Origin of the sequence: Microcoleus sp. BR0-C5 (assembly GCF_036705045.1) — a bacterium.
GTDB lineage: Bacteria > Cyanobacteriota > Cyanobacteriia > Cyanobacteriales > Microcoleaceae > Microcoleus.
In genome coordinates this window covers 58,926-77,095 of the sequence record NZ_JAUBTR010000014.1, presented here as the reverse complement: position 1 = coordinate 77,095, position 18,170 = coordinate 58,926, and the positions used below count along the sequence as shown (strand labels likewise).

Here is an 18,170-nt window from a genome sequence, read left to right as displayed (position 1 = left end):
TCAATATAAAATCTGGCAAATACGATCGCTTGTCATCATGCCCAATTCTATCCAACAAGAAGCGCGCCAAATTCTCGACACCCTCGCCTTCACCCCATTCGAGCAATGCCAACCCCTCAGCCACAACTTTAATACCATTCCTACCAGAGTAGGTTTATACGCATTTCGGCATTCCTCCGAAGGATTGCTTTACATTGGCAAAGCCAAAAACTTGCGAGACAGACTTCGCAACGGACATAAAGCCTTTCTGTGGGGCTGGCTCGAACGCTACAATCCAGACGAAGTAAGGATTGCCTTCGTCACTCTCAACCAATGGCAAAGACCGGGGTTATCATATGAATTAGAAACCCTCATCCTCCAAGCCAGCAACTCTCCCTACAACGTTAAAATCCCCAGAGAGTTATGAATCAAACAATCGACATGCAACACCTTTCTCCAGAAGCTATTCATCAGTTGGTCGATTATTTGCCTGACTACATAAAAGCTGCCCTCTTGTCCAAGTCCACTGAACTTGAATGTTCTCTCGAAGCCGCGATGGCTACGCCCCGGCTTACGCCTACGAAATGGCAATCTCCAGCTTTTTAGATGAAGAATCCTTTAGTTTTGAGGATTGTCTGCTGGCTAAACGCTTGAAAGATCAGTAAGCCGACGATCTAAAACAATAGAATATAGAGATCCCCCCAGCCCCCCTTAATAATGCAATACGGTTCAGTTAGTGATTAAAAAACCGCTCGCGCTAGGGTTGGGCCCGAGTGAACGAACCCTCCGTTTCACTCCACCCAACATTTTCCCTACAATTTTCCACGGGCCCAAGCGTATTGCCTTAATAATGGGGGAGAAAGAGCGCCCAAAAGGAATAAAACTCATGGAAAAAGAATTTACAATCGGTCAAAAAGTCCGAGTTGTGGCGATGCCGCCTTACGTCAAAACTGCCGAACCGATGCCGATGCTGCGGCCTGCGAATTTAATTGCGATCGGCGCTGAAGGCGTTGTGATCGATCGGCGTCCCGGCAATTATTGGGGAATTCGCTTTGAAAAAGGTGCTTTTCTGTTAGACAGTCAGTACATTGAAGCTGCTATCAGTTGACTGTTGACTGTTGACTGTTGACTGTTGACTGTTGACTGTTGACTGTTGACTGTTGACTGTTTTCATTGGGAAGTGGGCAGTGGACAGTGGGCAGTTGTCATTGGGAATTGGGAATTGGGCAATTCTCCCTCTTCCCTCTTCCTTCTTCCCTCTTCCTTATTCCCTCTTCCTTATTCCCTCTTCCTTATTCCTTCTTCCCTCTTCCCTCTTCCTTCTTCCTTATTCCTTCTTCCTTCTTCCCTCTTCCTTCTTCCTTCTTCCTTCTGTCAACTGTCAACTCTTCAACAAGCCAGCTTCGCCTCAAAAGCCAAAGAATTAACAGGAAACTCCCCCAAAACTTCCTCTAAAATCGGAGATGTGAAGTTACAAGGTTGAGGCTTGCCCAAATGATAACCTTGAGCGTAATCAACTCCAAGTTCATTGAGTTTATCCATAATTGTTTGATTTTCAACATACTCGGCAATAGTTTTAATTCCCATGACGTGAGCAATTTTGGTAATAGCTTCCACCATGGCGACATCAATAGGATTGTCGGCAATATTCTTAATAAAATTGCCGTCAATTTTGAGATAATCAACCGGCAAGCTTTTCAGGTAAGCAAAGGAAGACATCCCGCTGCCGAAGTCGTCCAAGGCAAACTGGCAGCCTAGTTCTTTGAGTTGCCAAATCAAGCTGGCTGCCTTGCTGAGATTACCGATCGCCACGGTTTCGGTAATTTCAAAACAAATTATTTGGGGCGGTATTTGATGGATAGAAAACTGTTCCTGAATAAACTCGATAAACTTTTCTTCGTTGAGGCTGTCTCCAGAAAGGTTGATTGAATAAAGGTTGGGATATTTGCCAAATGACGATGGCAGATCAGACAAAAGAGAGCAAGCAGGGAAGGTAACTATTTTATCGCTGTCTACCGCGGGGTTTTGGACTAATAAATTTGCCGTGAAAATTTTAGATAAATTGCTAAATAAAGTATGAATTACCCAGCGGTCGATCGCGTGCATCAAGTTGTAGCGTTCTGCAGCCGGAATAAACGCCATCGGCGACACTAACTCACCAGTTTCCAACTGGAGGCGCAGGAGGATTTCGCAGTGGGTTCCGGTGGTTGGAGAATTGAGCAAAGGTACGATCGGCTGAGAGAACAAGCAAAAGCGATTCTCTTCTAATGCTTGATTAATTTGCACCACCCACTCGGTTTCACCGTGCTGTTTGATTAATTCTTGATCGCCGGCTTGATAAACCTGTACCCGGTTGCGACCTTTATTTTTAGCAGCGTAGCAGGCCATATCGGCCGCGCTCAAAATCACAGATGTCGAGACTGTTTTGGGATTGATTGCTACCAAACCGATACTGACGCCGATCGAAAAAGTTTTGTCCTGCCAGGCAAAGCGGAAGCCCTGAATGCTTCGCAGCAGCGTTTCAGCAACATTCAATCCTCGTTCGACGGGACGATTGTACAGGAGTACGGCAAATTCATCGCCGCCGAGACGCGCCAAAATATCGGTTTTGTGGATATTGCTTTTAAATAGCTGGCTGACTTGGCGAAGCAGTTCGTCCCCTGCAGCATGACCGGAGGTGTCGTTAACTATTTTGAAGCGATCGAGATCCAGGTAAAGCATTACGTGTTCTTGCCCGTAACCTTGAGCGCCGTGTAGGGCGTGCTCTAGCTGGTACTCAAATTCCCGGCGGTTGACTAATTGCGTCAGGGGGTCATGAGTTGCCTGCCAGGTGAGTTGCCGCGCTTGAGTTCGCACTTGGGTGACATCTCGGAACACAACGACGGCCCCGACAATTTCGCCGCTGCTAGCGTGGATGGGGGCGACGCAGTGGTCGATCGCAAATTCGGTGTTGTTGTGGGCAATCAGCAAATTGTTGCGTCCTTGGTCAACAATCCGACCTTCGGACAAAGCGATTTCGGCGATATTTTCGATCGGCAGCCTGGTAGTTTCGTCAACTATTCTCAGCACGCTGGCGAGGGGCAAACCTTTAGCTTCCGAGGTAGACCAACCCGTGAGTGTTTCGGCAACTGGATTCAGGGTGGAAATACAGCCGTCGGCGTCAGTAGCGATTACGGCATCGCCGATCGATTGTAGAGTAACAAACGCGAGTTCTTTTTCTTCAAAAAATGCTTGTTCCATGCGCTTGCGATCGGTAATATCTCGCTGCACCGACACCCAGTGGGTAACGTTCCCGGAGTTGTCGGCAATGGGTACGCTGTTGAGTTCCACCCAATATGTTGAACCGTCTTTGCGGTAGTTAATCAATTCTAGGCGTAGGGGTTCTCGGCGAGAGAAAGCACGGCGAATTTTATCGACTTGGGTGAGGTCGCTTTCTGGGCCGCGCAAGCAACTGGGGGTTTGTCCGATGATTTCTTCGGGTAGGTAGCCCGTCATTTGGGTAAAAGCTTCGTTGGTATAGATGATGGTGGGGTCGGAGATATCGCTATCTCCGGCATCCATAATCACGATTGCGTCGTTAGCGTTCACTACAGCAGATTCTAAAAGGTGGAGTCTGGCCTCGGCCCTAACGCGGGTAGCAATTTCGCTTTCTAGTCTGGCGTTAGTCAAGCTGAGGGATGCGATCGCTTTTTGCAATTCCCTAGTTCTTTCTGCCACTGAATCGTGCAGAACATCTATCGCCCCGGACATTTCCATCGGGTCAAGTACGCGAAGTATGTTGGTTTGAGTAACTATTCCCAGGAGTTCTCCCTGTTCCCCCGTTACTACTAACCTGCGGACTAAACGCTGGTGCATTTCCTGATGAGCTACCCACAGCGAGTCTTCTTGCTTGAGGCTAAATAAGGGGGTACTCATCACAGTTTGGGCGATCGTTTGCGACAAATCTATATCTAAAGCTTGAAATTCGACAATATCCCGTTCTGTGACTATACCTACTGGAATAGGGAACGGTGAATCCCTCGATAATTCTGTTGATTCAGTAATTACTACGCAGCTAACGCGGTGCTGGGCCATCAACTCAGCTAAACTCCTAACTGACGCGGAGCGAGGTGCTTGAATGACTTGTGCGGTCATTACTTCTTTCACGCGGCGCATTTTTAAGATATTTGCCGGTTTCAGCATGGCTTGGCGAATGCTTTCCGGCGTAATTACTCCTAAGAGTTGACCTTCACTATCCAATATTGGCAAATGCTTAATTCTTCGTTGCCCCAGCAGAATTATGGCGCTGAAAATGTCTTGAGTCTCCGACTGTGTCAGAGTTGCTGCCGGCTGCCTCATCACTTCTGCGATGGTGACACCTTTTAAGTTTTTGCCCGAGGCAATCAAATCTACAAGATCCCTTTCTGTGAAGATTCCTTGCAATTGAGAATGTGGAGCCGAGGGCGAGGATAATTTTAAGAGTGATTTTTCCACGACAAAGACGCAGACACCTGTCGCGTCTCTGAATGCACTCTTAGTGGGGAGATTTGCGATTTCTGTTAGTTGCTGATAGATATCGGTTGGTGGAATGGCTGCGTTTAGAGAGCAACTTGGGCGCCGTTGGCCCATCAGGGTAATTACTTCTGCTAGTGGGGTATCAGGCGCCACTGTCAAGGGGTAGCGGTCAATTACTTGAGCTAAGGTTGGCAAATACTTGGATGAATCGTTTTTGAGCATATTTAATTGAGTTTTGCGATCGCGTGGACTCTGCGACATTCCAAAAAAGTGCTGATTTCCAAGCACTAGGTGGATTTTTACGGCGCTGCTGAGACCTAATTAAAATTTATTGTTAAAAATGCAGCCGAGCTTGGGCTGGGGATCGGTCTTGTGACTGCTTTTCGTCTACCTATAAAGTTATAAGCTTATCTTTATTTTAAATTAAATTTTCTGTCTCGTGACACTTTTACTAAAAACAAGGTATTTTTTGTAAACTTTTTGCGATAAGATCGCAGCTAAAATCATCCATAGCATTGCGAATCATATCCATCTTCAGAAAGACGCATCTGTTGGCGATCCTAGCTAACCTAGAAAAGGTTACTACAAAAAGGCACTGTATTAAGTTCGGCAGTGTTAAGTTTTGCGAAATTATGTTTTGCGAGCTGGTCGAGACCATGTATGCGTTGTTGAGGGCAATCGATATCACAGCCAAGCTGTGAATTAGATCGCAACTTGCGAAAACAACCGTGGTAAGATTGTAGATATCAAGACAAGAACTTGAATACAGAGTCTGTGAGGAAAAGGGATTATGAAACGCAATCTATTAGCCGCTACTTTTTTAATTACTCCCCTACTGTTGGCAGGCCCGGCTCGCGCTGAAAATCCCGCTCACGTCCAACAGTTATTGTCAACAGGGCAATGTTTTCAGTGCGACTTGTCAGGAGCAGATTTAATGGGAGCCCATTTAATTGGTGCTGATTTGAGAGAAGCAAATTTACGAGGAGCAAACCTATATCAGGCCAACCTCGAAGGTGCTGACTTGACGGGTGCTAACTTGACGGGTGCTAACTTAACCCAAGTTTTCCTGACTAATGCCAGTTTAAATGACGCAGACCTCGATCGAGCAAATCTGACCGCCGCCATCATTAACACCACTGACGTATCCGGCGCATCAATGGAAGATATGACCATCACTGAGGCCAAAATCTACAATACCCAAATCGGCGTCGGCGGCAGCTACGACCAGTAAACTCGTTAAAAGAATGGAAAACACCAATTTTGAGGCTAAAAACCCGGTTTCTCTCCAGAAACCGGGTTTTTAGTCTTTTTGTAGGATACCCCGGAGCCTCACATTTTATGTCCTATTTCAAGCGAACAATCTGACGCACCCTACTACTACCGCTAAAAACCCAAATCAACCGCAATTCGGTGCGCGCAAGCAAACCCAGAAAACGCCACCGCATTTAAACCCTGTCCGGGAAACGTGCTGTCACCCACACAATATAAACCAGGCATAGAAGTTCGATTAAACGGCATTCCCAGCAAACCCATTAGCTTCTGTCGCGGAATCGGCCCATAAGTTCCGTCTTCGCGCCCCAAAAAGCGGCGGTGAGAGCGCGCTGTCCCAACTTCCATATAATCCAAACCGGCATCTAAACCGGGAAAAATCTTTTCTAATCTTTCAATAATTCTCCCTGCCGCCTCTTCCTTTTTCTCCTCGTATTCCTGCTGCGAAAGTCCTTCCCACTCTTCTATCCAACTAGAGGTAAAAGCGTGAACGATGTGATATCCTGCGGGAGCTAAATCTGGGTCGAGCGCGGTCGGAATTGACACCAAAACAGTTCCCTCCGGCGCTTCCATTTTGTCCCAATCTTCTAACAAAATGTGGTGGCAGGCAGTACCAGCAGGGATTACGCTTGCTTCCACTCCCAAATGCAAACTCAAGAAACTGGGGGCTTTTTGATAGCGCTGCTGCCATTTCTTTTCGCTAGCTGGCATCTCTTCTGCGGGCAGCAATTTCTCAAAAGTATCCCAGCGCGTGGCGTTAGAAACTATGCGCTTGGCGCGGTAAACTTCGCCGGTTGCTAGCTCAACTCCGACAGCGCGGCCGTTTTCTGTGATAATTTTTTTCGCTTTAGCTTTGTATTGAATTTGCCCGCCACATTTTTCTAATCCTTCTACTAATTTTTGGGCGATTTGACCGACTCCGCCTTTGGGATAATTTATGCCACCGTAATGTCTGTCGGAAAATACCATTCCGGCGTTAATCATCGGTGTTAAGTCGGCAGGTACTACAGACCAGTAGTAGCATTCCATGTCGATAAATTTCAGCAAAGTAGGGTCTTTGATGTAGCGCCGCGCAATGTCGCCAGTATTTTGAGGCAGATATTTTACTAATCCCAAACAGGCTAAAGGATTCTGAAAAAAGACTCGAACCAGATATCCGGGTTCTTCTAGAGATAGCAATTCCATGCCGTTGAGGCAGTTGAAGACGCTCCAGCATTCGCCGTAAAATTTGTGGATTCCTTCGCGTTCGTGAGGGAACCTGTCAGTTAATTCTTGCAAGTATTTGTCATAAGCCTGGGGAACTTCAAGTTCCAAGCCGCTGGGTAAGTGATAGTGAAGCTGTACGGGGTCGGGAATCGTTTCTAAGGTGACGTTGACTGCTTTCAGAGCGCGGGTGAGGAGGTTGGTGGTGCCACGCTGTCCGAAACCAAAAATCATGGAGGCGCCGACATCGAATCTGTAGCCTTCTCGATCGAAATATCCAGCGCTACCCCCCGGAATTGTATAGCTTTCGAGCACTAAAACTTTGGCTTTCTTAGCGGCTAGCTGGGTGGCTGTCACGAGTCCACCAATGCCGGAACCGATGACAATCACATCAAACTCTTGCTGTGTAGGGCGGGAGTTGGGAGAAAATAACTGGGATTGGGTAGGAGCTGACATTAGCTGAAAAATCTTAATAATTTCTATAATATTACAGTCGATCGCTCTAGAAGAAAGAAGGCACGACACTGATTTTGACACCGATACACGGATTAATTATTCATCGTCAGGCATTCGTCATTCCTTCTTCCCTATTCCCTCTCTCTTATCCCAACACCCGATGCCCCAGCTTAAAAAAAAATGCGGGAACAGTCTACCATTGCCGACTGCCCCCGTCTGCAGATCCTTTGAGAGGAGAACACTAAAAATTACTATAGCCTTGTTGCTAATTAATATCAATACTATTAGAAATATATTTCAATAAGCTGATGGAGGTCGATCGGCGAATGGGTTCTAACTCAATCTCTGGCTTGTATGCGCCCTCAAGGATGTGATAAGTTGCACAGAGCGATCGATCGCCCGTTGGCGAAGCCCTCAAGGACGATCGACCGCACCGCCTAAAATCCCTCAAACCTAGCAATTTCCCCAATTTTCTAATGTCCCTGCAACTGCGCGTTTACGTTCCTCCGCATCCGTTAATTAAACACTGGCTGGCTGTAGCCCGCGACGCCGCCACCCCCTCGGTACTTTTTCGTTCTGCGATGACAGAATTGGGAAGGTGGCTGGCTTACGAGGCAATTCGAGAATGGCTGCCGACAGTGGAAACAACGGTGCAGACGCCTTTGGCACAATGTCCGGCGACTTTTATCAACCCGGAAGCTCCGTTAGTTGTGGTACCGATTTTGCGGGCGGGTTTGTCACTGCTGGAAGGAATTCAGACGGTTGTGCCGCTGGCTTCGGTTTACCACCTCGGCATGGCAAGGAATGAAGAGACGCTGGAACCGACTTGTTATTTGAACAAGTTGCCGGCGCAGTTTAACCCGGAAACGCGGGTGATAATTAGCGAGCCGATGCTGGCGACTGGCGGCACGATTATAGCGACAATGCAGGAATTGACGAAGCGGGGAATTGACCCCAACTTGATTCGGATTATCTCTGTGGTGGCTGCTCCTCCGGCTTTGAAGAGGCTGAGTGCAGAGTACCCGAGTTTGATGATTTACACGGCAACGATCGACGAAATAGTTAACGAACAGGGCTTTATTGTACCTGGTTTGGGAGATGCGGGCGATCGAACTTACGGCACATGAACCCGTCAGTCAGTCAATTTTAGATTTTAGATCTTAGATTGACTCGACAGATAAATCCGAGGGCTGGTATCCCTTTTTGGGTGCCGTGAGTTGTTCCAGGAATCAGTTGCTGAAAGCTCGGGGGAAAAAGATGACCCTGGTTTGGTAAAAGCAGGCACAGAGAGAGTTAGAATCAAAAGTACAAGTCAAAAATCAATAGCGTTTAGCACTCATTGCCCGTGAAACTTGATTCTGTTCCGCCAAGCTTGTCTGCTTCTGACTCCGTAAACCTCAATTATGATTTGCCACAACAGGTACAACTACAAATAAAAGAGGTTACTGAGATTTGTGCTGCTTTAACGCCGGAGCCCGCTGAACTCTCAGTGACTGTAAATCCCGATATTTGTCAGGAAGAAAAGAAACTGAAGTCGAAGCAGTGGGCAATTTTTGCTTCGACTTTTGCAACTATTTTTTTGGCTGAAATTGGAGACAAAACTCAGCTTGCAATTTTGCTGATGACGGCTGAATCTCGAAATCCTTGGATCGTTTTTGCGGGTGCGGGTTCGGCTTTGATAGCAACCAGTTTGCTGGGAGTGTTGCTGGGAAGGTGGCTGGCTAGTCGGATTGCTCCGAGAACTTTGGAGAGAGCAGCAGGAGTGATTTTGCTGGCGATTTCGGCGGTTCTGCTGTGGGAAGTGCTGGGTTAATTGTCTGCCTGTCGGTATGTCCTAGATTTCTACAATAGCTAACTAAGAACTAAAAAAACATGGACTGGCAACTTTTGGGACTAAGTTTTATTACAGTTTTTTTGTCAGAATTGGGAGACAAAAGTCAATTAGCTGCGATCGCCCTGGGCAGTAGTTGTAACTCGCCGCGGGCTGTATTTTTCGGTACGGCGTCGGCGCTGCTGCTGGCGAGTTTAATCGGCGTCGCGATCGGCTTGGGCACGGCAGAGGTGTTGCCTGAGCGACTGGTAAAGGCTGTCGCGGCGATCGGATTTGCGGTGATGGGCTTGCGCCTGCTGTGGCCAAAAGCAGATTTACCCGAAGCATCCGAGTAGGGCGTGCCCTCAGTCTATATTATTCCGCTCTCTCTTCTCTTTATCTGCGTGAATCAGCGTCAATCCATTCTCATCTGCGGTTCAGAAATTATCTTTTTTTAACCGCAGATGAGGGCAGATCAACACAGATTAACGCCGATGAATATCAAATCCGGTGTTTGCGATCGCTAAAATTTAAAAAATTAGCGGGGGGCGTGAATTCACGCCCCCCGCCGCTGCAGGTTGAGTTTTTTTTCTCAACTCAACCTCTGAGCCTTGTGTCGATTAAACTTGGTTTTGGTAGCACCAGCCCAGCAGCGTACCGGCGACAGCCAACTTCAGCGCTTCCAAGCCAAAATACCCTTGGTGCAGTAGATTCATCCCGGCGGGTACTTCTGCTGCGTCCGCGAACAGATTTAGGTGCATTCCCAAGGCGCTCATTTGGGGCGTCAGGGCGTAGGTGTCAATCAGGGCGATCGCCAGAAGTACCAATGATAATATGATTGCTGTGCGGCTGCGTTTGCCGAAGTCACCGACTAAATTGCTCAAAACCATCACACCCGTTGCCACCAGACCCGCACAGATTAACTCAACGCGGTTGAATCCCCAGAACATTAAATTTCCGGCCGTTGCAAACTCGGGAGATGTCGTCATGCCAGATACGTAGAGACTGGGCATAATTACTAGATCCAAAATCAGGCTACCGCTGAGCCAGAAAATTAAGGCCACCATGACAATTGCTTGCCAGCGGGGTTTGATTGATTCCACTCTCGATGTTGTAATAGCTGTCATATAATTAGACCCTCTAAAATTTTCTTCTGCCTTTTCTAGAGTTTAACTAACTTTTTTCTAAAATTCTGTTAAGTATTTTTAAATTAATGGTAACTTTTGTGTAACAGACCCTGAAGAATTGTTAAGCTAACTTATGTTTTTCATCACCTCCGTTAACTAACTAATACTAATTCCGAAAAAGTACGGAATAAATTAAGAATTACTCACAGGACTTACGCACTGCGACAAAAGACATCGGTTTTTGACCATGATTAAAGGCGATAACGTATGTTCATAAAAAAAACCGGGTTTCTGCGTCAAGGACTAACTCCTAATTTAAGTGTATATGCCTAAACTTCAATTATCATCTTGGTGGCCCCGTCTTCCCCCTCAAGTCTGGATTCTTGCCGCAGGCAGATTCCTCTCACAAACCGGCACCGGTTTTACTTTATTTTACGCGCCGATATTTTTTGTCGATCGCGTGGGTTTATCTGCTACTGCTGTTGGGATTGGTTTGGGTAGCGGTTCAGTTTCGGGAATATTCGGCAGAATTTTGGGCGGTTCTTTTTGTGATTCCAAATTTTGGGGAAGGCGACGAACTTTACTGCTGGCGGCAATAATAGCGGCGGCGGCTTCTTTTGTACTGGCGGCGACTAATGATTTCGTTGGCTTAGTTGCGGGTAATTTACTGATGGGTTTTGGCGTGGGTTTGTATTGGCCTCCAACCGAGACGATGGTGGCGGATTTAACTGAGGGCGAACAGCGACAGGAAGCTTTTGCTTTGACGCGGCTGGCTGATAATTTGGGTTTGCAAGTTGGGATTATTTTAGGTGGTTTGTTGATTGCGGTAACGGGGAATTATCGATCGCTCTTTATTATTGATGGTATCTCGTTTTTAGTGCTGTTTGCGGTGGTGGCGATCGCGATCGCCGAAACCTACAAACCAGCTAATCCAGCGAATAGAGGCAAAAAACATCGGGAAAATGGCTGGATTGTGGCGCTGAGCGATCCAAGTCTTCTAGTTTATGCTTTAGTAAATACCCTGTTCACATTATATATTTCCCAAATCCAAACCACAATGCCGCTGTACTTTAGCAAGTTTGTCGCCGTGGGGGCGGGAACAGGCTTTTCAACAGGTACAATTACGGTTTTGTTTGCTTTTAGCACGTTTTTAACTGTTGCTTTGCAACTGCCAATTGTTAAAGCTTTGAAACGGTTTTCCTATCCGAAAGCTTTGATGATTTCTGCGCTGCTGTGGGGAATGGGATTTATTGCGATCGGCTTGACGGGAATGGCTACAACTGGCAATCTATTTTTAGCTGTTTTAGGCTTGAGTTTTTTGTCAGTTGCGACTGTTGCTTATACGCCTTTTGCTTCGGCTTTGGTGGTGGATTTAGCACCAGAGTCTTTGCGTGGCGTGTATTTAGCGGTTAATTCTCAGTGTTGGGCGATCGGCTATTTAATCGGGCCGCCGCTGGGCGGTTTGGCTTTGGATAGAGGTAAATGGGCGGCGGATAATTTTTGGTTGGGTTTGGCTTTGAGTGTAGGCGCGGCTATTTTTATTTTGCAAAAGCTCGATCGAATGTTGAAAAATAGCAGTCATTAGTTATTAGTCATTAGTTATTAGTCATTAGTCATTTGTTGCTGCTACCAATGCCCAATGCCCAATGCCCAATGCCCAATGCCCAATGCCCAATGCCCAATGCCCAATGCCCAATGCCCAATGCCCAATAACCAATAACTAATTTATTTTCGTCGATCGCCCAATTTGCGGTAAACTTCTCTCAAATCAACTTGATGGTGAGCGATCGCAACCAAAGCGTGATAAAATAAATCCGCAACTTCTCCAGCAATTCCATCTTTGTCGTCATCTTTGCAAGCCATTACAACTTCCGCCGATTCTTCGCCAATCTTTTTGAGAATCTTGTTGTCGCCGCCCTCGAACAACTTGCAAGTATAAGAACTTTCGTTAGGATGGTCGCGGCGATCGCAAATTACCGCAAATAATTGAGATAACATATCCCCCGGCGGCGGTGAAATTTCCCCATCAACTTGGTGAAAACAACTTCTTTCTCCTGTGTGACAAGCAATATCTCCAACTTGTTCGACAGTGACTAGCAAAGCATCACTATCGCAGTCGTAACGCAGCCCTTTGACATTTTGAACGTGTCCCGAAGTCGCGCCTTTTGGCCACAATTCGGAACGCGATCGACTCCAGAACCAAGTTTGCCCGGTAGAGAGCGTTTTTTGCAGCGACTCCCGATTCATCCAGGCCATCATTAACACCGTACCGTCCAAATAATCTTGGACGATCGCAGGCACTAAACCGCGATCGTCGTAACGAATCTTTTCAATTGGGATCGATCGGCTCAAACTTGATAAATCAGTAGTAGACATAATTTTATTTCAACTTGGTAAGATAGATTAACGCTTTCCTGTCGGAGATTTTTTTTATTAACCGCAGAGAACGCAGAGGAGGGAGAGGAAGAGAGAAGATTGAGCAACTGATGGCTAAATTGTCAAGAACTATTTTACAAAAAATTACATTTTAGGGCGATTCCCTACGGGATAGCTTCGCTTCACGGTGCTAGTGCGACAAAGCCCGAAAAACCCAAGCTAGTATTGCTACTGATTGGTTTGTACCCTAAAATTTACTAGAATAGTTTCCTTGAATCGACCTAACCTTTATGTTGAACTGGCTATAAAATTATTCTACCAACAACAGACGTTCACTAAGGAGAAAACATTGGTTTCCACAACCTTGAAAACGACCAAATCAGAAGAAATTTTCGCCGCCGCCCAGAAGTTGATGCCAGGTGGCGTCAGTTCCCCCGTGCGCGCCTTCAAATCCGTAGGCGGACAGCCCATCGTCTTTGACAGGGTAAAAGGAGCCTACATTTGGGATGTTGACGAAAACCAATACATTGACTATGTAGGCACTTGGGGCCCAGCCATCTGTGGCCACGCCCACCCGGAAGTCATCAAAGCCCTGCACGAATCTTTAGAAAAAGGTACGAGTTTCGGCGCACCATCGCTGTTGGAAAACGTACTCGCCGAAATGGTCATCGATGCCGTTCCCAGCATTGAAATGGTGCGATTTGTCAACTCCGGCACCGAAGCCTGTATGGCCGTTTTGCGGCTGATGCGAGCTTTCACCGGACGCGATAAACTGATTAAATTTGAAGGCTGCTATCACGGACACGCCGATATGTTCTTGGTAAAAGCCGGTTCCGGCGTCGCAACTCTGGGCCTTCCTGACTCTCCGGGCGTCCCGAAATCCGTTACTGCCAATACCCTCAACGCTCCCTACAATGACTTAGAAGCAGTAAAAGCTTTATTTGCCGAAAATCCCGGCGAGATAGCAGGCGTAATTCTCGAACCAGTGGTGGGGAATGCCGGTTTTATTACCCCGGATGCAGGTTTTCTCGAAGGTTTGCGGGAAATTACTAAAGATAACGGTGCTTTGTTAGTTTTTGATGAAGTAATGACCGGTTTCCGCATCGCCTACGGCGGAGCTCAGGAAAGATTCGGTGTCACCCCGGATTTGACTACTTTGGGTAAAGTTATCGGTGGCGGTTTGCCGGTGGGTGCTTACGGGGGAAGGCGGGATATTATGGGGATGGTGGCTCCTGCTGGGCCGATGTATCAAGCGGGTACGCTTTCGGGAAATCCTTTGGCGATGACTGCTGGGATTAAGACTTTGGAATTGCTGCAAAAACCCGGCACTTACGAACAGTTGGATAAGATTACTAAAAAACTGTCTGACGGATTGCTAAAAATTGCTAAGGAAGCGGGACACGCGGTTTGGGGCGGGCAAATTAGCGGGATGTTTGGCTTGTTTTTTGCGGCTGGCCCGGTTCACAATTACGAGGATGCGAAGAAGTCGGATTTGACGAAGTTCAGCCGCTTTCACCGGGGAATGTTGGAGCACGGAATTTATCTTGCTCCTTCGCAGTTTGAGGCGGGATTTACTTCTTTGGCTCATACTGAAGAAGATGTCGATCGAACTTTGGCTGCTGCGCGTGAAGTGATGGCAAGTATTTGTGCGATTCGTTGAAACGTGAATCACGGTAAACAATCCGTACATAGCGTTTCCAGCCACAAGGCTGAACTCTCGGTCTGATAAGGGTGTAAGCCCCTTCTGCCAGACTCAGGTATGACTCCCTACCTGCCCACACCGACCAAGCTCGATTCTTGGAGAGTGAAGCTGGGAACAGGACGCAATCAGACACTTAATGTGAGGTGACACTGGCGTTAATGGGGAGTTCCGACGGTGAAAACAGAGCCTGAAAAAGTAACTTATGCCAGAGCGGGACGCATACCAAATCCTCGACTCCACTGGAGTTCATTCCCGCCGAATCCAGATACAGTATCGGCAAGAGTCTAGGGAATCCAGTAGTTAAATTGGCTCCACCTAAAGGAACAATCAATCTAACCGAGGGAACGAAGAAAAACGAATTGAGGGTCAAGGGGAAGTCGAACCCCAAGTAGGCTAGACGAGCAGCGGAACCCCCTCCGTTCGGGTAGGACAGACCGTAATTGGTCGTTCGGTGTTCAGAAAACATAAGTTAGAGCAGAGCATGATTAGACACAACAGCAATGTTAGTGAATCTTGGAAGACGTTACCTTGGAAGAAATTCCGAAGGGACTTATTTCGCCTACAAAAACGAGTGTTTAAAGCGATTCAGGTTGGAGACAAGCAGAAAGCGAAGTCCCTTCAAAAGCTAATTCTGAAATCTCGGGCTGCAAGAATGTTGGCAATACGTCAAGTAACTCAACTAAATGCTGGCAAAAAGACTGCGGGAATCGATGGAAAAGCCTCACTCACATTTGAGGAAAGGTTCGCTCTGAGTGAAGAACTCAAAGTCAAAAGTAACAACTGGAAACATCAGAAGTTACGCTCAATACCAATCCCAAAAAAGGATGGGAGTACCCGCCTCCTCAAGATACCGACTATCGCCGATAGAGCGTGGCAATGCCTCGCGAAATACGCGCTAGAGCCAGCACATGAAGCAACTTTCCACGCCATGAGTTATGGATTTAGAACAGGAAGGTCGGCGCACGACGCACAAAAAATTCTGTTCAACAATCTACGCTCCTTCTGCAATGGAATAGAAAAACGGGTTATCGAGCTCGATATCGAAAAATGCTTTGACAGGATAAGCCACGCCAGCATAATGGAACGACTCATCGCCCCAAGAGGCATCAAGACCGGAATCTTCCGCTGTCTGAAAGCAGGAGTCAATCCAGAATTCCCAGAACAAGGAACCCCGCAAGGGGGCGTGGTAAGTCCATTACTAGCCAATATCGCTCTCAATGGGATTGAGGAAATACATCAATCAGTTCGCTATGCGGATGACATGGTAATAATTCTGAAACCTAAAGATGATGGGAAGGCAATACTTGAGAAAGTCAGCGAATTTCTGGCAGAACGAGGCATGAAGGTTAGTGAAAAGAAAACTAAGCTAACGGCTACGACAGATGGGTTTGACTTCCTCGGTTGGCATTTCAAAGTGCAGAACAACGGGAAATTTAGATGCGTTCCATCAGCGGACAACTTTAAAGCGTTCCGTCAGAAGGTAAAACACATCGTTAACAACTCGAATTATGGTGCTACGGTCAAAGCTGAGAAATTAGCCCCCGTGGTTAGAGGCTGGAGAAATTACCACCGCTACTGTAAGTTGGAAGGGTCACGGTTATCACTGTGGTTCATCCAAAATAGAGCCTTCAAGGTATTCAACAAGGAATCGAAACAATCTCGCGACACCAGCAAGAAACTGCTTGATAAAGCATTCCCGACGGTTCCTTACTCCGAAAACAAATTTGTCAATGTCAAAGGGGAGAAATCTCCCTATGACGGAGATATAGCCTACTGGAGTGAACGTAACAGCAAGCTCTATAACGGCGAAACCTCTAAAGCTTTAAAACGGCAAAACCATAAATGTGGAAAATGTGGCTTAAAAATGCTAGGCGATGAAAAGGTGCATCTACATCATGTAGACAGAAACCATAGTAATTGGAAAATAAACAACCTTCTAGCGGTTCACGAAAGCTGCCACGACTATATCCACATGAGCAAAGGCGCAAGCCAAGGACATCGGGAGCTGGGTGCGGTGAAAGTCGCACGCCCAGATCTAACTGAGAGGGGCGGGGAATAATATCCCCCCTCGACTCAACCAGTTTAGTTCGTAGTCAGCACTTGAGTCCTTAAAACTTAGGGATGAACGGTTAAAGTCCTTGCTGTTTTTTGCAGTAAGGACTTTAATTTTTCTTTCTGATATGATGTCCGGCAAATCTACCATCTTAGTTTGCTTGAGTTTTGTCCGATTATTCTGTAGTAATATTACCTCCCGGACTGAGTGCAGACGGCGGAGTTCAGGTGAAAACGACGCCTAAAAATAGAGAGTGTTAAGTTTCTTTCTAAAAAAGCTCCACCCTGTTTAAGGGGTGGTAGAGTCGAGAGAAATTAGTGGTTTCAGCCATCTGCATCCCTCACATTCATTTGAAAGTTAGCAAGGGGAAATAAAAAAGTATGGTTAACCATCAAGAAATCCAGCAAGATTTAATCAACTACATGTTCCGTCGCGATGATGCAGGAAAGCTCGATGGAATGAGGTGTCTGACATTGTGGTTTGGGAAAAGTCAAGATACTGATAACCAAATCCGCAAACAATATGGAGACTTAGTATCGAGCGCGATCGCAGGTAAACTCGACCATTGGATGGAAACCCCTCGCGGTTGCGTTGCCTTGATGATCCTACTGGATCAGTTTCCTCGTAATCTCTACCGCCATACTGTCCATATGTACGATGGGGACAAAAAAGCAATGCAAATTGTCGCTCAGGGGCATAACTGGCAAGAGTCGCTAACCCCAGAAGAGTGCCTGTTTGTTCCCTGTTTGATTCTGACCCACCAGGAAAATCTTGATGCTCAGAAACAGTGTGTGAGCTATTACGAGAAAATTGAGCCGCATTTGCACTCAGAATTCCGTATCTTCCGCACCATCTTTGAGGAGCATCTGAAAATCATCAACATTTGCGGTGTCTTCCCGCATCGGGATCACTATTATGGACGAGAAACCTCCGAAGCAGGACGGATGCTGATGGAAGATTCAACGCTGCGCTTTGATTTACCTCTGATTGCCGAAAACGGCAGTGTGCGGTTTGGTACCGATTCAAGTCGGCTTTGGAAAGCGACAGGGCATGTTTTCGATGTCCTCGAACGGTTAGATTATCTCTCCACTCAGCGCCAAGCTGGTGTCGCGAACTCCCTCAATATTGACTGGATGAGCGATGAGCAAATGGCTTTTTGTAAAGACACCTTTAGAAAATTTGATAAAGACGGCAGCAATACCATGTCTTCTAAAGAACTGGGTGCTGTATTGAAAACCGTTGGTCGCCCCTATTCTCCCGAACGAGTTCAAGAAGCGATGGACATCATTACAGGTCGTTCCAATAGTAACAGCATCAGCTTTGAGGAGTTTGCTACCTTGCTGCAATCGGATCTAATGGACGATGGGGATAAACGCCTTTTAGAACGTTTTAAACTGTTTGATGTAGATGGTTCTGGTGAGATTAATCTAGAGGAGTTGAAAATTTGCATTCGCAGCCTTGATTCTTTGGTCACGAGTGCTGAGATTAACGATATGCTAAAGCGAGCAGATACCGACGGTGATGGACAAGTTAGTTATAAAGAGTTCTACCAACTTTTTCACACTCTCAAATCTCACGCAAGTGAGGCATCAATCTAATGAGACATCTTGCACTCAGCACTGGCAACAGCCTTTTATATTGCTCCTTTTTTCTTCTTTAGTCCTGAATGCAAAGACTCTACTTGTAGGGTGCGCCCATAAG

At 46.7% G+C, this 18,170-nt stretch carries 16 protein-coding genes; 11 read left to right on the top strand and 5 right to left on the bottom strand.

Annotated features, from left to right (window positions below):
- The first annotated feature begins 37 nt into the window (after nt 1-37).
- The 3 genes from QUB08_RS09460 (at nt 38) to sipA (ending at nt 1,087) form a co-directional block, all read left to right on the top strand.
- Nucleotides 38-406 (top strand): GIY-YIG nuclease family protein, encoded by a 369-nt coding sequence (locus QUB08_RS09460; RefSeq protein WP_333224518.1) that lies wholly within the window; start codon nt 38-40, stop codon nt 404-406.
- A 109-nt stretch (nt 407-515) separates the two neighbouring features.
- Nucleotides 516-644 (top strand): hypothetical protein, encoded by a 129-nt coding sequence (locus QUB08_RS09455; protein WP_333224516.1) that lies wholly within the window; start codon nt 516-518, stop codon nt 642-644.
- Between the two features lie 221 nt (nt 645-865).
- The gene (sipA, locus tag QUB08_RS09450; protein ID WP_333121141.1) at nt 866-1,087 is read left to right on the top strand and encodes a regulatory protein SipA; all 222 of its coding nucleotides are present in this window, start codon (nt 866-868) and stop codon (nt 1,085-1,087) included.
- Nucleotides 1,088-1,368: 281 nt separating this feature from the next.
- Here the strand turns inward: sipA and QUB08_RS09445 are convergent, their stop codons facing one another.
- Nucleotides 1,369-4,734, bottom strand: a complete 3,366-nt coding sequence (locus QUB08_RS09445; RefSeq protein WP_333224515.1) for an EAL domain-containing protein — start codon at nt 4,732-4,734, stop codon at nt 1,369-1,371.
- A 529-nt stretch (nt 4,735-5,263) separates the two neighbouring features.
- On the opposite strand from QUB08_RS09445, the gene QUB08_RS09440 reads away from it, so the two are divergent.
- A complete protein-coding gene (locus QUB08_RS09440) occupies nt 5,264-5,704 on the top strand; it encodes a pentapeptide repeat-containing protein (protein WP_333224513.1) in 441 nt (146 codons plus the stop codon).
- Nucleotides 5,705-5,856: 152 nt separating this feature from the next.
- Here the strand turns inward: QUB08_RS09440 and crtH are convergent, their stop codons facing one another.
- Nucleotides 5,857-7,401 carry a carotenoid isomerase gene (gene crtH, locus QUB08_RS09435; protein ID WP_333224511.1) on the bottom strand — a complete coding sequence of 515 codons (1,545 nt, stop codon included), beginning with the start codon at nt 7,399-7,401 and terminating at the stop codon, nt 5,857-5,859.
- A gap of 265 nt (nt 7,402-7,666) precedes the next feature.
- A complete protein-coding gene (locus QUB08_RS09430; protein WP_333224510.1) occupies nt 7,667-7,870 on the bottom strand; it encodes a hypothetical protein in 204 nt (67 codons plus the stop codon).
- A 7-nt stretch (nt 7,871-7,877) separates the two neighbouring features.
- On the opposite strand from QUB08_RS09430, the gene upp reads away from it, so the two are divergent.
- The 3 genes from upp (at nt 7,878) to QUB08_RS09415 (ending at nt 9,567) form a co-directional block, all read left to right on the top strand.
- Complete coding sequence (upp, locus tag QUB08_RS09425; RefSeq protein ID WP_333224509.1) at nt 7,878-8,528, top strand: uracil phosphoribosyltransferase; 651 nt, start codon at nt 7,878-7,880, stop codon at nt 8,526-8,528.
- Nucleotides 8,529-8,746: 218 nt separating this feature from the next.
- Complete coding sequence (locus tag QUB08_RS09420; RefSeq protein WP_333224508.1) at nt 8,747-9,214, top strand: TMEM165/GDT1 family protein; 468 nt, start codon at nt 8,747-8,749, stop codon at nt 9,212-9,214.
- 59 nt (nt 9,215-9,273) lie between these two features.
- Nucleotides 9,274-9,567, top strand: coding sequence for a TMEM165/GDT1 family protein (locus QUB08_RS09415; RefSeq protein WP_333224507.1), 294 nt, complete (start codon nt 9,274-9,276; stop codon nt 9,565-9,567).
- Nucleotides 9,568-9,831: 264 nt separating this feature from the next.
- Here QUB08_RS09415 and QUB08_RS09410 read toward each other — a convergent pair whose 3' ends face one another.
- Nucleotides 9,832-10,338: a hypothetical protein gene (locus tag QUB08_RS09410; protein ID WP_333224505.1), complete on the bottom strand. Its 507-nt coding sequence runs from the start codon at nt 10,336-10,338 to the stop codon at nt 9,832-9,834.
- Between the two features lie 325 nt (nt 10,339-10,663).
- On the opposite strand from QUB08_RS09410, the gene QUB08_RS09405 reads away from it, so the two are divergent.
- The gene (locus QUB08_RS09405; protein WP_333224504.1) at nt 10,664-11,923 is read left to right on the top strand and encodes an MFS transporter; all 1,260 of its coding nucleotides are present in this window, start codon (nt 10,664-10,666) and stop codon (nt 11,921-11,923) included.
- Nucleotides 11,924-12,063: 140 nt separating this feature from the next.
- On the opposite strand, the gene hisIE is transcribed toward QUB08_RS09405, so the two are convergent.
- Nucleotides 12,064-12,714: a bifunctional phosphoribosyl-AMP cyclohydrolase/phosphoribosyl-ATP diphosphatase HisIE gene (gene hisIE / locus QUB08_RS09400; protein ID WP_333121128.1), complete on the bottom strand. Its 651-nt coding sequence runs from the start codon at nt 12,712-12,714 to the stop codon at nt 12,064-12,066.
- Between the two features lie 349 nt (nt 12,715-13,063).
- Between hisIE and hemL the strand changes: the two genes are divergently transcribed.
- The 3 genes from hemL (at nt 13,064) to QUB08_RS09385 (ending at nt 18,067) form a co-directional block, all read left to right on the top strand.
- A complete protein-coding gene (gene hemL / locus QUB08_RS09395; protein WP_333224503.1) occupies nt 13,064-14,374 on the top strand; it encodes a glutamate-1-semialdehyde 2,1-aminomutase in 1,311 nt (436 codons plus the stop codon).
- A 523-nt stretch (nt 14,375-14,897) separates the two neighbouring features.
- Complete coding sequence (locus QUB08_RS09390; RefSeq protein WP_333224502.1) at nt 14,898-16,475, top strand: reverse transcriptase domain-containing protein; 1,578 nt, start codon at nt 14,898-14,900, stop codon at nt 16,473-16,475.
- A 374-nt stretch (nt 16,476-16,849) separates the two neighbouring features.
- A complete protein-coding gene (locus tag QUB08_RS09385; RefSeq protein WP_333224501.1) occupies nt 16,850-18,067 on the top strand; it encodes a DUF924 family protein in 1,218 nt (405 codons plus the stop codon).
- Nucleotides 18,068-18,170 lie beyond the last annotated feature (103 nt).

Coding starts and splice junctions, on each gene's coding strand:
- QUB08_RS09440 (WP_333224513.1), top strand. CDS start 5,264: ATGAAACGCAATCTATTAGCCGCTACTTTTTTAATTACTCCCCTACTG.
- QUB08_RS09460 (WP_333224518.1), top strand. CDS start 38: ATGCCCAATTCTATCCAACAAGAAGCGCGCCAAATTCTCGACACCCTC.
- QUB08_RS09385 (WP_333224501.1), top strand. CDS start 16,850: ATGGTTAACCATCAAGAAATCCAGCAAGATTTAATCAACTACATGTTC.
- QUB08_RS09390 (WP_333224502.1), top strand. CDS start 14,898: ATGATTAGACACAACAGCAATGTTAGTGAATCTTGGAAGACGTTACCT.
- hisIE (WP_333121128.1), bottom strand. CDS start 12,714: ATGTCTACTACTGATTTATCAAGTTTGAGCCGATCGATCCCAATTGAA.
- QUB08_RS09405 (WP_333224504.1), top strand. CDS start 10,664: ATGCCTAAACTTCAATTATCATCTTGGTGGCCCCGTCTTCCCCCTCAA.
- QUB08_RS09415 (WP_333224507.1), top strand. CDS start 9,274: ATGGACTGGCAACTTTTGGGACTAAGTTTTATTACAGTTTTTTTGTCA.
- upp (WP_333224509.1), top strand. CDS start 7,878: ATGTCCCTGCAACTGCGCGTTTACGTTCCTCCGCATCCGTTAATTAAA.
- sipA (WP_333121141.1), top strand. CDS start 866: ATGGAAAAAGAATTTACAATCGGTCAAAAAGTCCGAGTTGTGGCGATG.
- crtH (WP_333224511.1), bottom strand. CDS start 7,401: ATGTCAGCTCCTACCCAATCCCAGTTATTTTCTCCCAACTCCCGCCCT.
- QUB08_RS09445 (WP_333224515.1), bottom strand. CDS start 4,734: ATGTCGCAGAGTCCACGCGATCGCAAAACTCAATTAAATATGCTCAAA.
- QUB08_RS09455 (WP_333224516.1), top strand. CDS start 516: ATGTTCTCTCGAAGCCGCGATGGCTACGCCCCGGCTTACGCCTACGAA.
- QUB08_RS09410 (WP_333224505.1), bottom strand. CDS start 10,338: ATGACAGCTATTACAACATCGAGAGTGGAATCAATCAAACCCCGCTGG.